Here is a 539-nt window from a genome sequence, read left to right as displayed (position 1 = left end):
AGTAGTTGTTGCTGTGATATCTGTTCCCGAAGCAATTAAAGTCCCTGTTCCATTTGGTCCTCCTGTTGCTGAATAATAGTCATTATTAGTCGATAATACTGGTAATATATACGAAGAACAAGATTGCTCATCGGCAATAACATCCGCTGTTGGTGACGTATTAATGGTTATATCAAAACTACTTTCATCAGTACAAATATTTGGTGCTGTACCAATTGACTTATAAACGTATAATGTCGTTGTTGATGTAATTGCTGTTCCTGCAGAAACTTCAGTTGTTGGAGACCCTCCTGTTGCTGTGTGATAGGTATTATTAGCAGTCAAAGCTTGTAAAGTATACGTGTCACAAGCTTCTACATCCATAGGTGAATCAGCTACTGGTGCTGCATCTATTGTAACTGTAAAACTAGTTTCGTCAGAACAAATATTAGGCGCTGTTCCTGTTTCCGTGTAAACGTACAACGTACTTGTTCCTGTAATATCAGTTCCAGCTGTAACTATAGTCCCCGTTCCATTTGGTCCCCCTGTTGCTGAGTAAT

General features: G+C 39.1%; 1 pseudogene. It reads right to left on the bottom strand.

The features are described 5' to 3' along the window. Positions 1-539 (bottom strand): annotated as a pseudogene (locus tag CXF54_RS12950) (hypothetical protein); the annotation flags it as partial.

Origin of the sequence: Olleya sp. 1-3 (assembly GCF_002836085.1) — a bacterium.
GTDB classification, from domain to species: domain Bacteria; phylum Bacteroidota; class Bacteroidia; order Flavobacteriales; family Flavobacteriaceae; genus Olleya; species Olleya namhaensis.
This window is presented reverse-complemented; position numbering and strand designations above follow the sequence as displayed.